The sequence below is a fragment of the Thermococcus sp. genome (assembly GCF_027011145.1).
GTDB lineage: Archaea > Methanobacteriota_B > Thermococci > Thermococcales > Thermococcaceae > Thermococcus.
Genome location: NZ_JALVAO010000070.1, coordinates 1 through 13,401, shown reverse-complemented (window position 1 = coordinate 13,401; position 13,401 = coordinate 1). Strand labels below are relative to the sequence as shown.

Below are 13,401 nucleotides of genomic sequence, written 5' to 3'. Positions count from 1 at the left end.
GCCATGATAAGGATTGCCCACATAAGCGACACCCACATAACCGGCGAGAGCGCCTACAAGGGCTATGCCTACGATTTAATAGCGAACGAAATCAACAGGCTCAACTTCGACTTCGTCGTGCACACCGGCGACGTGACCAACAACGGCCTCAGGGAGGAGTATGAGAGGGCCGAATACGAGCTCAGGAAGATTCAGAAGCCCCTAATCGTTGTTCCCGGCAATCACGACGTGAGAAACGTTGGTTACGACCTCTTCGAGACCTTCATAGGGCCCCTCAACGGGGTTTATGAGTTCAAGGATGGCGTTCTCATCTGGGTGGACTCGACGATTCCGGATTTAAGCGACGGCAGGATTGGAAAGCACAAGTTCCGCTGGCTGAAGAGAAAGCTTGAGGAGTACTCCGACAGGAGGGTAAAGATAGTCTCAGCCCACCACCACCTCGTTCCACTCCCCAACACCGGCAGGGAGAGAAACGTCCTGTTTAACGCGGGAGACGTCCTCGATTTGCTCCTCAGGAACGATGTAACTCTGTACCTCTGCGGTCACAAGCACGTTCCCAACGTCTACCGCGTGGAGGATTTGGTCGTTGACAACGCGGGCTGTACCTCCTGCAGGAAGACGAGGCGCGGTGACGTCAACAGCTACAACATCGTCACAATTCACGACGATGGTAGGGTTGAGGTAACGATAAGACGCGTTACAGGAGAGGAGGTTAAAGCCGAGCACAGAGCGGTTAGGCCGAAGCTCTTCGTCCCGAGGGGAGAAAGGTTGCTCAGAATCGTCCAGCTCAGCGAGAGCAAGGTCTCGGACAGGGTCTACTTCAGGAAAAAGGTCCTTGAAAACGTGATAAACCTGATAAACGAGAAGCTGAGGCCCGATATCGTAATCCACAACGGCGACGTCGTAGATATGGGAATCGAGAGGAACTTCGAGCGCGCCTTGACCTTCTGGGAGAAGATTAGAGTTCCAAAGCTCGTCGTTCCGGGTCATAGTGACATGACCTACCTCGGCTACGAGCTCTTTCCGGAGTACTTCGGCGAGCCGGAAGAGATGTCCTTCGACGGCTTCACGTTCATTCCGGTCTCGACGCCACAGTACGAAACCGAAATAGGCGTGGTTGGAAGATTCGGCCAGAGAAAGCTCGCCGAGGAAATAGAGAACGCCGAGAACTTTCGGGTCGTTTTCATGCACCACAACGTCGTCCCGATTCCAAGGAGCAGGGAGCGCGGTTTTCTTGAGGACGCTGGAGACGTGCTTAAGCTCTTGACCGAGAGGGAAGTCGAGCTTGTTTTAACGGGACACGGTGGCAACGCCTTCGCGGTTAAGGTCGAGAACACCGTTATCATAAACGCCGGTTCCGTCAGCTGGGAGCTCCACAGGAACCCCTTCGGCAACAGCTTCAACGTGATAGACGTTTACCCCTGCATGGTCATAGCCTTCGAGGTTCAGGCAACGTGGGGAAGCAGAAGGCTCCTCGGCGTCTGGAAGTTCAAAGGCCCTCGCGCAGGCGCTTCATGAGGTCCTCCATTATCTCGTTTACCGTCCTTTCGAGTTCGATGTTCTCTATGACCTTGACCCCGTGTTCTTTAGCTTTCCTGACTATGTAATCCTGAAGCCAGAGGATTTCGTCGATATGCTCTATGTAATAATCGGCCGGCCTCTTGCTGTAGCGGGAGCGCTCGTAGAAGTGGGCCTCGAGGGCTTTTCTGTCGCTTACTGTCAGGATGTACATGAATGCATTCTGTCCCGTCTCAACAAAGCCCGGAACGAGGTGGATTCCCTCGATTATCGCGTTCATGCCCTCCCGCTGAACCCTGTCAAGAACTGCCTTAACACCTACCGAGACGTGCCTTACCTGGCTCTCAAAGCCCTCGATGAGGCTGTTGGCCTTCAGCTCGCGCCACGCCAGAAAGGACGACGCGTGCAAATCCGGGAGGAGTTCCCTCGCTATTATCTTCCTCATAACCTCCCTGACGGTGTCGGTTCCGATTATGGTTCTTATCGAGAGCCTGAAGGCCAGTTCCGTCGCTATCGTGGACTTCCCAACGCCCGTAACTCCCCCAAGGAGCACAACAAGGGGTATTTTCTTCCTCCTGAACTCGCGCCAGAATAGGTAGCGTTCTGCCTCCTTCTTGAGCCCGTGCTCGAGGAGCTTCCGGTAGGTGAGCTCCCGTATCTCGTCCGTGCTCACGACCCGTTTCTTCCTCCCAACGAGCTCCTTCTGAACCTCGCTGGCTATTATGTAGGCTATACCAACGTCAACTCCGGCCAGGGTTATCGAGCGCGTGAGGATTCCCCTTGAGAAGGGCAACTGAATCCTCCGCTCTGGGTCGGTGACGATTATCATTCCCCCATCACCCTCTCCGCCAGGTCCAGAACGGCATCCCTCAGGCTCTTTCCGTCAACGTTTACCGGCTCGCTGGCGAGGTATATTACCTCCAGTCCCCTTTCGAGGGCCCACCGCGTCACGGTATCAACGGCCGCCGCCTTGAGCTCGACGAGAACTGCATCAAATGAAACTCCTTCAAGTTCAGCGAGTTCCTTCGAAAGAACCGCCCTGTTGGCGAGGTTTCCGCTGGTAAATACCACCTCTGCCCCCAGGCTCTCAATTTTCTCCCTGGCACCGTCGAGCGCCCGGCTGGAAGTCATAAAGAGGGCAACCCTCTTCCCCGAAACATCCCCGAGGGGGCGGGGTTTAAAGGCAACGAGATGCACATCCGCGGAAGGATTGATTCTCTCAACCAAGTCCTTGAAGGCCTCCGCCCGTTCGGGGTTTAAGTCGGCCATCGTGATTACCGCTATGTCAGCTAGCCCAATCCTGAAGGGCCCGAAAAAGCCCCTAACGTTTTCCTCCCTCTGGAGTGCGCTCAGAACTGTGATGTAGCCGTCCGCCAAAACCGGTGGAATCGTTGCCCCGCTTCCCTCGGCGATTATGATGTCGTGAGGAAGCCCTTCGGCGAGTTTTATCCCCTCGTGAACGATGTGGAAGAAGGGGAAGCCGGCCATACCGCCACCACAGCGACGGCAACCAATCGTCGTGACTCCTGCAACGAGGGCATCTTCATAGTGGTCGGAGGCGGCATGCTTGCCCATCTCCGCCAGCTTGAGTAGGTTTTCCGGTGTCAGCTTTTCCCTTTCGCCGTCTATTAGCTCGGGCTTTTCAGGACCGCCCCTGCCCATCGTAACCACGACGGGGCGGTATCTCTCCTTTAGAACCCTCGCGACAAAACTTCCTATGGCGGTCTTTCCGACGCGCTTTCCGAGGCCGAGAACACTTATCGTTGGCTTTGATGGTTTTATCAGCTCCCCGGGCCTGAACTCGAAATCCGCCCCCCTGTAAACCACGCCGTGTCTCAGGCAGAGGGACGCTATCCTGAACCTAATTTCGTAGTCAACGACAGGCTCGTCGCTCAAATCAACGACTTCATCAACATTATTCTCGCGAAGGGCCAGTTCAAGGGCCTTCAGCGGGTCCCGGTCGAGGTAAAGTTTGACTCCCAGCTCCCCCTCAAGTCGCTTGGGTGAGCCTATCTTCTCACTACCCCCGAGGAAGACGGCGCAGCATACGTTGCCGAGCTTCTCCATGGCCCAGCGCGTTACCGGTGGATAGTGCTCGCCGTCGATTAGGGCGAGCCTTTTCATTACCTCACCTCAGAACAGGTAACCTCAAGTTAATTTAATCTTTTCCCCGCTATGGGACACTCTCCGAGGAGAAAGGTTATAAAGGGGAACGGCAAACTAAGAACGGCCTCAAAGGCCAACAAGGAGGTGTGTAAAATGGCCGAGCTGATAGTTAAGTCCAAGGTTAAGGAACTTGTTAAGAGCATTGACCCGGAGATGAGGGTCAGCCCTGAGTTCTACGACGCCCTTGAGGAGGAAATCAAGGCCCTCGTCGAGAAAGCCGTGAAGAGGGCAAAGGCCGAGGGCAGAAAGACCCTCTACGCCAGGCACGTCTGATTCTCTTTCTTCCCTTCCAATTCTCAATATCCGAACCATTTGTTGGGTTCTTCTAACTTCTCCGATTGTTGCATCATGTTAGAAAACCGGTGGTTCCGCCAACTAATGCCCGGCAGTTTGACTCTCATGATTAACCCGGGACTAAGCTACTCCTCCCCCGGATAGCAGAGGTACCGGTAGGGACAAAAGCGACAGGCATAGCTTCTCCAGCCATCGGGCGGTTTTCCATTCTCGTAGGCCTTTTTAACGGAGTAAAAATGCTTTAGCGTCTCTTTGAATAGCTTTCCATCGTAGGGAATCTCGAAAGCCCTGAAGTTCGGCCCTTTAATAACCGGGAAGCTGGACATGTCGAGCTTCCCTATTATCTTCGCCGGCTCGTCGTGGAGTTTGATATAATACAGGTATCCATACTCCGCTTCGGCCCACCTTAAATAGACGTTGAGCTGGGCAATGTGATAATCATAGGGAACCTTCGGCAGGCTCGTTTTTCCCTTAATCTCTATCGGAAAATCCCGAAAGGCGTCAATCCTGCCGTGGATTTCAAAGCCGAGCTTCCTTGAGCGCAGAACCAGGTGTTTCTCAAGCTCGAAGCCGAAGCGTTCTCTGAGAATATCCCCAAAAATTCTGTGGGTTTTAACGCCTTGGTTGAGCCTTACTTTCATGTTCTCGGGCCACCTCTGGGGATAGCCTTTAAGCCTGAAGTATATCCTCCTCGGGCAGGTCAGGGCCTCGCTGGCGTAGAACTCGATGAATCCGTCGTTGTCCTCACTGCTCATGGTCTTTCCCTCCAGAGGGGCGGTTCATGGGTAGAACCTCCCCGCCCCTGCGTCAGCTAATACCGACGTCATCACAGTTCAGACTGGGCAAGGGTCGTCATCCGCGGAGGAAACTAAAAGAGGGAAGAATTTAAAGCTTCCGTTTGGTTAGAGAATCATACGCCTCTTCCTCTTAATCGAGTAGCTCAGCCCGTAGGCCGGCCATATGCTCGGAGGACCTTCGTAGTGGTGCAGGTTCCTCAAAATCTTCTCGGCTGACTTTTTATCTTTAGCCTTGACTCGTAGGATGCCTTTGTCGAGCTCAACAATTCCTTCGGCGAGTCTAATTGTCAACTTTGACCCCTCAACTTCGGGTCGTGCCCTCATCAAAAGCCTGCGATAGTCTTCATACGCCTCATCACTCAGCTTCTGCTCAAGAAGTGCCTCTTCCTTTCTACCAAAGAGCCTTGAAAACAGCCCACTATTCGGGGGCTCCTCCTCCATCTTCGTCATCAACCTCCGATGGTTCTCATCTTAAATCCTCCCTTTAAGTTTTTAAGGCTTTCTTATCGCTTTTTGACGAAGGGACAAAAATGGGGGCCAAAAGAACTCAGGTCATAAAACCCCTCATCAGGGAGATACTTTCTAGAGAGCTTCCGCCTGAGCTGGTCAGCTTACTCCCCAAGCACTGGGTCCAGATAGGAGACGTTTTGATTCTACCCCTGAGGAAGGAGCTCGAACCCTACAAGCGCAGAATAGCGGAGGTTTACGCGGAGGTTCTCGGGGTAAAGACCGTCCTCAGAAAGGGGCACATCCACGGCGAGACGAGAAAGCCGGACTACGAGGTTCTCTACGGTGATGACACTGTAACGGTTCACGTTGAAAACGGCGTGAAGTACAAGCTCGACGTGGCAAGAATCATGTTCTCCCCGGCGAACGTTAAGGAGCGCGTGAGAATGGCGGAAGTTGCCAAACCGGGGGAGCTCGTCGTTGACATGTTCGCTGGAATCGGACATTTGAGCCTCCCGATGGCGGTCCACAAAAGGGCCAGGGTTATAGCCATCGAGAAGGACCCCTACACCTTCCGCTTCCTGGTCGAGAGCATCTGGCTCAACGAAGTCCAGGATTTGGTCACGCCCTACAATATAGACAACCGCAACTTCCCGGCGGAAAACATCGCGGACAGAATTCTGATGGGTTACGTCGTTAAAACGGCCGAATTCATACCCAAGGCCCTGAGCATAGCAAAGGACGAGGCAATAATACACTACCACAACACTGTTCCAGAGAGGCTGATGCCCGAGGAACCCTTCGCGACCTTCAGAAGAATAGCGAGAGAGTATGGCTACGAGGCGGAGAAGCTGAAGGAGCTGGTAATCAAGCGCTACGCCCCCGGAGTCTGGCACGTTGTCGTGGACGTGAGGGTGTATAAGAGGTAGTAATCTGCCATTTGTACTTACTCTTCTCGTCCTTTCCCCTCTGAGCCCCATAACGGTTCCCAATCTGAGCAGACGAAGTTCATGTGGACGGTCTTCATGTGCTTCCTGCACATCCCGTAGGTGAGGAAGTAAGAGTCAATCGGCCCGAACCAGCGACAGTTTTTGCAGGCCTTGAGCTTTTCATCCATCCGGCTCACCGGAGGAATAAGAAGGGAAGGGGATAAAAACTTTAAGCAATTTCTCTCAGTTTATTCCAGATTTTATTGTACTGAAGCGCAAGCCAGTACTCCCTGAGTCCCTTCTGGGCATGTTTGTAGTCGGGGTAATACTGTCTTACGAGTTCCCAGAACTTGCGAGAGTGCTTTTGGAACTTGAGGTGGGCCACCTCATGGATTATGATGTAGTCTCTGAGTTCTTCGGGTAATGCCATAAGCATCAGGTTAAAGCTTAGATTTCCTTTCTCAGAGCAACTTGCCCACTTGGTCTTCTGAAAGCGGATGTAGATTTTTCTGTACTTTACTCCGAAGACCGATGAGAAGAGTCTCACCTTAAATTCCAGCTCTTCTCTCAGCTGAGTCTTCAGCCATCTTTTTAGGGTTTCCAAATCGTCCTTGGGCAGGAGAACCACGTGAAACTTTGGATTAACCCCGAACTCCTCTGACTCAATGAGTTCGTAGAATTCACCGTCAAGTAGGAGCTTATTGGAAAGCGGAAGAAACTTCATTCTGGCTTCTTCGATTTCCCTTAGCTTCTTCTCTATCCATCCTTTCTTTCTCCCCACAAGATCTTCGGGATTCACATTTGGCGGGACTATTACCTTAACATCCCCAAGGGGGCTTATCTCGATGCGGGGATACTTAACGTTCCTCCGAATTACGCGGTACTTTATCCCCACCGTTTGAGCACCTCTAGGAGCTCGTTGCGCGTCTTGATGATGTCATCGCATTCCTCCTTATATTCCCTTACAATGAAGAGCATAATTTTCCGCGAGACTTCGCTGACGATCTCGGTTTTCTCCCTCCAACGGGAGAACCTAAGCCCTTCAGTCTCCTTGAGCAACTTTCTGACCCCTTTGATCAACTCGTTGGTATTGGTCTTTACGTGCTTCTTGAGCACCATCAGGAGGGCGTATTCGAGCTCGTTCAAACCGAGCTTTTTCTGCTCCCACGAGCGCTTTTCTATTTCCCCGGCTATTCCAAGGAGCTCACCGTAGAGCTTCTCGATTTCTTCCTTCTTGTGTCTCCAGGCTTCAATTATCCTCTCTACCTGCTCAACCAAGTCCTCCGTTAAAGGTCCCTTGTGAGTGTTTACGTAGTGTCTGACCGAGAATAGGAGGTTAGTAAATGCCTTCCGCTTATCCCTTTCCCTCATTACTTTCTTGAGGAACTCTTCGTCAAGTTCGATTATTGGAAAGTCGGCCTTTATCTTCCCTATGTCCACCGTCTTGTGTATGAACCTAAGGGCCTCCCTGAAGAATTCGTCGGCTTTGAGTTCAACTTCCGGCGGAACACCATCAACCTTAGCCCTGTATGCATAATAAACCTCCGTGAGCCATTTGAAGGCCTCTCTGAACTCGTCCCTGTCCTCCCTGAGGAGCTTGTAGTAGTTCCTTATCTCCCTGTACAGCCTCCCGAACTCCTCGCCCTTGTTGTTTCTAAACAGTGTCTCAACCGCGTTCATTATCGTCTCTCTATCTCTTCTCGGCTCGAGGTAATCAAAGTATCCCATGGCCTTGGAGATCTTTTTCCTGAGCTCTTTCTTTATCTCTTCGACGCTGTATGTTGCTCCTTCGATGTCAGCCTCGTCGTAGATTTCCAGCGCTCTCTTTAATTCCTTGAATATGCCCACGTAATCTACAATAAGGCCAAAGGGTTTGACGTTCTCGCCGTTCTTGATGAAGGGCCTGTTGGTCCTCGCTATTGCCTGAAGGAGCCTATGCTCCTTGAGTGGCTTGTCCAGATACATGGTTTGAAGGATGGGGGCGTCAAAACCCGTGAGGAGCATATCTGTAACGATCAGGATTTTTGGAAAGCTTTTGTTCCTGAAATCCTTGCGAATTCTCTCGCGGATTTCAGCCATGTCTTTTCCGGGGAAACGCTCTTCAAGCTCTTTTTGATACTCCTTAATAACATCACTGTCGTCCCGGTTGAACGTCATCACGACCTCTGTGTACTCCGTTGGCAGATACTTGTCGAGAGCGCGCTTGTATAAGACGCAGGACTCCCTGTCAACCGCTACCACCATTGCTTTAAACGGCTCCACGCTCCCCTTATAGTGCTCTGCTATGTCCCGGGCTATGGTTTCGATCCTCTTCGGGTTTTTCAGGAACACCTTTATCGCGTTGAGCCTCTTCTTGAGCTTCTCCTCTACCCTTCCGCGGTACTCCTCCGGGATTTCCTCCAGCTTCGATGAGAGAAATGCTTCAAGGAGCTCCCTCTTTAGGTGAACGTCCTCCTCAAGCCTCGCCTGGTAGGCTATCTTCACGGTAAAGCCGTCCTCTATGGACTGCGTTATGAAGTACCTGTCGAGGTAGGGCCTGTCCTTATAGCCGAAGGTGGCGTAGGTGTCACGCCCTTTCTTTGCTATTGGAGTTCCTGTAAAGGCAAAGAAAGACGCGCTTTTGAGTATCGAGCGCATAGTCGAAGCAAGCTCGCCATACTGGGTTCTGTGGCCTTCGTCTATGAGAACCACGACGTCCTTACGGTTCATTATCGTCTTTCTTCTCCTGCTTTTCCTCCTAAGGTTCTCCATCACCTCATTGAGATCCTCGGCGCGGAACTTATGGATGAGCGTTATGAATATTCCTCTCTTTCCATCGGCGTGAGTTAGGACTTCCCTGAGCTTCTCGATTGAATCTATGACTTCAAAGCTCAGCCCCACGGCTTTGAGTTCATTGCTCAGCTGTCTCTCAAGTTCTTTCCTGTCAACGACGAAGAAAATCGTGGGGTTGCCGAGCAGGCGCTTGATTTTATATGCGGAGAATATCATGGTCAAGGTTTTTCCACTTCCCTGCCAGTGCCAGATTAAACCCCTGTTTCTTTCCGTCTCGCCCCTCGCGTAACCGACGGCAATATTCACGATCTCTCTAACCGCTCGGTACTGCATATACCTCGGCAGAACCTTTGTAAAAGCTCCACCGCTCTCGCGGTAGAATGTGAAGTAACGGAGGACGTCAAGGATGGTCTCAGGTTTTAAAAGCTCAACCAGGTTGTCCAGATCATCAAAGCTTTTCCCTTTCCATTCATAGATTGGAACACTGCTGAGCCACGGCACTATTGGGAAATAGACGGGTTTATCCCCAACCGCAACGCCGATCTGTACGTACTTGAAGAGCTCGGGCATCTCCTTCTCATAGCTTTTAATCTGCTCGTATGCTTTTTTCCAGCTCACGTTGAGCTTTTTGCACTCGATTATGACCAGCGGGATGCCGTTAACATAGAGAACTATGTCGGGTATCTTGGTCTTAAACGGATAGCCGACCTGATTGGCAACGAGGAACTCATTGTTTCCGAGGTTTTCATAATCAATGAGCATCAGCCTTTTCGGTTGAGCGGTTTCCTCATCCTTCACGGGAACACCGTTCTTAAGGTAGTCGAGAACCCTGCGGGAACCTTCAACGCCGAAAGGAGTAGCTTTAAGGAGGTTGATTGCCTCCTCCGCTTCCCTCTCGCTAACTCCGTTTATCCTCACTATCGCATTCTTTAACCTTGAGATTAGAAGGGGCTCGTTTTCATCTTCGAGGACCTCAATGCCCCTCCTGTAAGTCCAGCCTTTTTCCTTTAACCGCTCGAGGATGGGCTTCTCGCACTGGAGGTATTCGGGGGTTTGAGCAGGCATGGGATCACCCAAAGATCAATTTAATACCACCAATTAGGCCCGCTAACATTATTATAAGCACTATTGTAAATCTTAGAAGCTCTCTCAGGTGCTCACATTCAATGGCTTTTAAGTGGAGATCATGCTTATCCTCAGCTATGGAAAGGATAGCCTCAAGTCTCCCCTTAATAATCTCTATCTCGTTTAGAATTTCAGTATTTACTTGACCCCCTGGCTCACCCTTTAGTTCGAGTTCAACAATTTCCTTAAGTATCTCAAACTGACTCATTATTTTAAGTGTAGATGAGGAACTTATACCAATATCTGATGAAGAGACAACTTCTTCAATATTTTGCACAAAGTCCCACAAAGGCTTAAGTGCAGGATGATGTTCAATATCAAAGGAACTCATAGTATACGCCCCTTAGCTTTTTGTAGTCTATATTCATCTCACCGTAAGGAATTTTATTCTTGAGAAATTTAAGGTTTTGGAGGGGTTTAGGCATTTGATTGTGCAGACCAGACAACGTATTATAGAAGAGGTTGAGAAATCATTGAATTTATTGAGCTTAAAATTAACTGAATGGGGGTCCTGAAAAATAAATTTTTCCCCTAAAACTTTTTCGTGGGGGCGGGGGGATTCGAACCCCTATCACCACGCCCTCCTAGGGACAGCCCTCCCGGGCTGTAGCCCTGGGTTTCCCCCTCGAAAGCATTGGTCCCTACGCCCCCACAACCCGGAGGAGGGCCGCCCCCACTTTCGGGACGTTCTCTGTAACTTTGAAAACCATGTCTGTCACCTCCACCAATGCTGTAACTATTGCTGGGGGCAGCATGCCTTTTGTCATCAAGAGGAGGAAACCCACCGGGACTGATATAACCTTTCCATGTAGTATATTTAAATTTTTTGGTCACCGTAATGTTTTACCCTCCTCCTTCCCGTCAGTAAATCTTTCATCAGCCCGCGCTTAACGCGCTCAAGCTTCTCCCTTCTCTGCCTCAGGAGTTCGAGCTTCTTATCAACGGTCGAGAGGATTTCGGCGATTTGTTTTTGCTCCTCAAGGGGTGGGAGGGGGAGTTGAAATTGTTTAATTGAGTTCCAAGAAGTTCTTGGGTGATTAACGCCCTTCATGGTCTTTTTAGCGTATTCAATGAACCTTTTAGAATGTATGATCCAAATTAGATATTCGGGTATAGTTTTGCTACTCTTTGTTCTTATCACAATAATATCAGTTGAGCAAATACCATTAAACTCTGCAATGACTGCCTTATCTAGATAGGGCCTCAGTTTACCATAAAGAATGTCTCCACAATGAAATTTTGACTTTAAACTTTTAACATTTCTTGAGCTTCCCCATTGAGACAGTTTAATTCTTCCTGGTTCAATGTGCTCTAGACCAACAAAAGGAACTTCTTCTATACTATCCGGTTTTACTGTTTCATTTCTTCTTTCAGCTACTTCCTCAAGCCTTACCACTTGCCACTCCTCTGGAATCTCGCCCAGCTCGGTCTTCTTGAACCGCTCGTGCTTGATACCCCTGGTCAAGAGCCTCTGCATCAGGCCCTTCTTTAGGCGCTCCGTCCGCTCTATTGCCTCGTCGGTCTTCTCGATGGCCTCATCAACCGTTCTGAGTATCTCGGCGATTTTCCTCTGCTCGGGGAGAGGTGGGAGGGGGATTTTAAAGGGCATTAAAATCTTTTTTGTTATTAATGGGTGAACATTTTTTGTTGCTAGTTTTTGGAGGTTGATATACTTTAGCAGTGCCCCAAGATATTCAATATCAACAAGTTTACTCTCTATTTTACTAGAATACATTGCATTGTCACTTATCCACACGGGTCCTTCTGCAAGATGTACTTCACCAGAGGCTCCTACACGTCCAATTATCAGGACTTTGCCCTTTTTAACAAGGGGAGTATCAGTGTATCCCATAATTCCATTTGCTCCATACACCGGAATTGAGCCTTTTTCTGAAAATATCGGTCTTTTTCCATTTTTCAAATCCAAGAGATCTCCTAGCTCTACAACCTCCCAATCCTCGGGAATCTCACCGATTGGAGTTTTCTTGAATCTTGTCATTTTAAAACCTCCAGGGATCTTTTTATTTTCTCGACCATCTTTAGTGTCTGCTGATCCGCCTTAATAGTTGAAATAGCCTCCAAGAACGATTCCACGTCCTTATTACGAAGTGGGTGGTACACTTCAATATAGCGGTTTACTAGGGGTGAATCCACTAAATAGCCATCTTTTGTTATCAATGACGAAATGGAGCTGTACTCTCTTGCTTTGTATGTAGTAAGTACTATCATGGCATCTTGTGATTGAAGATGACCATTTAATATTAAGTCGTGTAAAATCGCGTAGTCATCTGGAGTAATCTCATCTAACCCAAAAATCTTCGTATTTCTCAATATTGTCCTAAGCTTATTGTTAATTTTTTTATAGAACTTCTCCCTAAGTTCCTCGTTCATGTTATTAATTTCTCGGGATAGCTGTTGCCTGTTCCTTGAAGTCCTTATGATTTCATCAGCAGTCAGCCGTCTCTTGAGAAGCTCCATTTGAAAGTTAAGTTCGAGTTCTTTGTCTAAAACTTCGGCGATGTTATAGATAGTGGTTCCGAGGGTGATTATTCCTTTTTTGTTAAAGGGGAGAAGGCATTTTTTATAGAAATCAGTGACTTTTTTGTTTCTCTTCTCTAAGATGTCAAGTAGAATGTTTGTGTCCAAGATAACAACAATATCCGAGTCAGAGAGTTCAAAGAAAGAGGCGAGAGGAGCATTAATAGTTTCCATAATATCACCTCAATACCCCAGCTCCCTCAAATACCCCTCAATCTTCTCATCTACCTTAGCAAGCTCCTCGTTAATCTTCCTCAGCTCCTCCCACTCGGCTTTAACGTCAATCTCCTCCTCTTCCTCCATCGGGAAGACGTACAGCGTCACGTTGAGGTTGTAGTCGTTCTCCTTTATCTCCTCTGTACTCCTAACCCTTGAAAAGCCTTCAATTTCCTTGAACCCCCTGTAAGCTTCAACTATCTTCTCGATGTGCTTCTCCCCGAGGCGGTTGAGCTTCCTGACCTCAGGGTGTTGCTCGTACTCCCGCGAGGCGTTGATGAAGAGGACTTTTCCCTTCCTCTCCTCCGGCTTCGCCCTGTTGAAGATCATTATTGCCCCCGGTGCTCCGGTGTTGTAGAACAGCTTTTCGGGGAGGAGAATTACCGCTTCAAGGAGATCCTCGTTGAGAACCTTCGCCCTTATCTTTTTCTCCTTCCCGCCCCTGAAGAGTGCCCCGTTGTCTATGACTATCCCTATTCTGCCGTTCTCTTTCGCGCTCGCGAGCATGTGCTGTATCCAAGCCCAGTCGGCAGAGTTGTTAGGCGGATAACCGTAGCTGAATCTCTCCGTGAACTCGGCCTTTTTGAGAACCTCCTCGC

At 49.7% G+C, this 13,401-nt stretch carries 15 protein-coding genes; 3 read left to right on the top strand and 12 right to left on the bottom strand.

Translation table 11 applies throughout. From position 1 onward, the window contains the following. The first annotated feature begins 3 nt into the window (after positions 1 to 3). Complete coding sequence (locus MVG27_RS09960; RefSeq protein WP_297550884.1) at positions 4 to 1,518, top strand: metallophosphoesterase; 1,515 nt, start codon at positions 4 to 6, stop codon at positions 1,516 to 1,518. Here the strand turns inward: MVG27_RS09960 and MVG27_RS09955 are convergent. Further along, entirely contained in the window at positions 1,490 to 2,347 is an 858-nt protein-coding gene (locus MVG27_RS09955) for a 2-phosphoglycerate kinase (RefSeq protein ID WP_297550871.1), read from the bottom strand. The two genes, MVG27_RS09960 and MVG27_RS09955, sit on opposite strands and share 29 nt — an antisense overlap. Next, positions 2,344 to 3,642, bottom strand: a complete 1,299-nt coding sequence (locus MVG27_RS09950) for a 2,3-diphosphoglycerate synthetase (protein WP_297550869.1) — start codon at positions 3,640 to 3,642, stop codon at positions 2,344 to 2,346. The genes MVG27_RS09955 and MVG27_RS09950 overlap by 4 nt, the downstream gene beginning before the upstream one ends. 135 nt (positions 3,643 to 3,777) lie before the next feature. On the opposite strand from MVG27_RS09950, the gene MVG27_RS09945 reads away from it, so the two are divergent. Continuing rightward, a complete protein-coding gene (locus MVG27_RS09945; protein WP_297064127.1) occupies positions 3,778 to 3,957 on the top strand; it encodes a histone-like protein in 180 nt (59 codons plus the stop codon). 146 nt (positions 3,958 to 4,103) lie between these two features. Here the strand turns inward: MVG27_RS09945 and cas4 are convergent, their stop codons facing one another. Then, on the bottom strand, positions 4,104 to 4,733 hold the full coding sequence (gene cas4 / locus MVG27_RS09940; protein ID WP_297550867.1) for a CRISPR-associated protein Cas4: 630 nt from the start codon (positions 4,731 to 4,733) through the stop codon (positions 4,104 to 4,106). A 147-nt stretch (positions 4,734 to 4,880) separates the two neighbouring features. After that, a complete protein-coding gene (locus MVG27_RS09935) occupies positions 4,881 to 5,216 on the bottom strand; it encodes a hypothetical protein (protein ID WP_297550882.1) in 336 nt (111 codons plus the stop codon). Between the two features lie 89 nt (positions 5,217 to 5,305). On the opposite strand from MVG27_RS09935, the gene MVG27_RS09930 reads away from it, so the two are divergent. Further along, on the top strand, positions 5,306 to 6,151 hold the full coding sequence (locus MVG27_RS09930; protein WP_297550865.1) for a class I SAM-dependent methyltransferase family protein: 846 nt from the start codon (positions 5,306 to 5,308) through the stop codon (positions 6,149 to 6,151). A gap of 17 nt (positions 6,152 to 6,168) precedes the next feature. On the opposite strand, the gene MVG27_RS09925 is transcribed toward MVG27_RS09930, so the two are convergent. The 8 genes from MVG27_RS09925 to MVG27_RS09890 form a co-directional block, all read right to left on the bottom strand. After that, on the bottom strand, positions 6,169 to 6,348 hold the full coding sequence (locus MVG27_RS09925) for a hypothetical protein (protein ID WP_297550886.1): 180 nt from the start codon (positions 6,346 to 6,348) through the stop codon (positions 6,169 to 6,171). 32 nt (positions 6,349 to 6,380) lie between these two features. Continuing rightward, positions 6,381 to 7,046, bottom strand: a complete 666-nt coding sequence (locus MVG27_RS09920; protein ID WP_297550863.1) for a SprT family zinc-dependent metalloprotease — start codon at positions 7,044 to 7,046, stop codon at positions 6,381 to 6,383. After that, positions 7,037 to 9,988 (bottom strand): type I restriction endonuclease subunit R, encoded by a 2,952-nt coding sequence (locus MVG27_RS09915; protein ID WP_297550861.1) that lies wholly within the window; start codon positions 9,986 to 9,988, stop codon positions 7,037 to 7,039. The genes MVG27_RS09920 and MVG27_RS09915 overlap by 10 nt, the downstream gene beginning before the upstream one ends. A 4-nt stretch (positions 9,989 to 9,992) precedes the next feature. Further along, the gene (locus MVG27_RS09910; protein WP_297550859.1) at positions 9,993 to 10,379 is read right to left on the bottom strand and encodes a hypothetical protein; all 387 of its coding nucleotides are present in this window, start codon (positions 10,377 to 10,379) and stop codon (positions 9,993 to 9,995) included. Between the two features lie 310 nt (positions 10,380 to 10,689). Continuing rightward, positions 10,690 to 10,833 (bottom strand): hypothetical protein, encoded by a 144-nt coding sequence (locus MVG27_RS09905; RefSeq protein WP_297550857.1) that lies wholly within the window; start codon positions 10,831 to 10,833, stop codon positions 10,690 to 10,692. A 32-nt stretch (positions 10,834 to 10,865) separates the two neighbouring features. Continuing rightward, the gene (locus MVG27_RS09900) at positions 10,866 to 12,047 is read right to left on the bottom strand and encodes a restriction endonuclease subunit S (protein ID WP_297556596.1); all 1,182 of its coding nucleotides are present in this window, start codon (positions 12,045 to 12,047) and stop codon (positions 10,866 to 10,868) included. Continuing rightward, positions 12,044 to 12,760: a hypothetical protein gene (locus tag MVG27_RS09895; protein WP_297556594.1), complete on the bottom strand. Its 717-nt coding sequence runs from the start codon at positions 12,758 to 12,760 to the stop codon at positions 12,044 to 12,046. Before MVG27_RS09895 ends, MVG27_RS09900 begins: the two co-directional genes overlap by 4 nt. A 9-nt stretch (positions 12,761 to 12,769) precedes the next feature. Continuing rightward, on the bottom strand, positions 12,770 to 13,401 hold a 632-nt coding region (locus MVG27_RS09890; RefSeq protein ID WP_297556592.1), incomplete at its 5' end, for an N-6 DNA methylase.